The organism is Saccharothrix obliqua (genome assembly GCF_019375475.1).
GTDB classification, from domain to species: Bacteria; Actinomycetota; Actinomycetes; order Mycobacteriales; family Pseudonocardiaceae; genus Actinosynnema; species Actinosynnema obliqua.
The window spans coordinates 1-502 of the sequence record NZ_JAHXGQ010000040.1 but is presented as its reverse complement, the minus strand read 5'-3'; the positions used below and the strand labels follow the sequence as shown (position 1 = coordinate 502).

General features: G+C 75.3%; 1 pseudogene. It reads left to right on the top strand.

Going from position 1 to position 502, the window contains the following annotated elements:
• A pseudogene (locus KZQ38_RS35715) lies at positions 1-502 on the top strand (NB-ARC domain-containing protein); the annotation flags it as partial.

The following is a 502-nucleotide window of genomic DNA, read 5'->3' as shown; positions in this document are numbered from 1 at the left end:
GGGGTTCCTCGACGCCCTCGGCGTCGCACCCGACCGCATCCCGACCGACCTCGACGGGCAGGCCGCGTTGTACCGGAGCCTGGTGGCGGGGCGGCGGATGCTGGTGGTGCTGGACAACGCCGCCACCGTCGAGCAGGTCGTGCCGCTGCTGCCGGGCTCGCCGACCTGCACCGTGCTGGTCACCGCCCGCCACCGGCTCGCCTCCCTGATCGACCGGTACGGCGCGCGTCACCTGCACCTGGACGTCTTGTCCCGCGACGAGGCCCGCGCGTTGTTGGTCGCCCGCCTGGGCCGGGACCGCGTCGCCGCCGAACCCGGGGCGGTGAACGAGCTGATCGGGCTGTGCGGCGGCTACCCACTGGCCCTCGCGATCACCGCGCGCGCCGCCGAGGCCCGCACCGCCGTGCCGCTGGCCGAGGTCGCCGCCGAGCTGCGCGAACTGGGCCTGGAGATGCTCGACCACGACACCGACCCAGCCGTCAGCCTGCCCACGGTCCTCTCG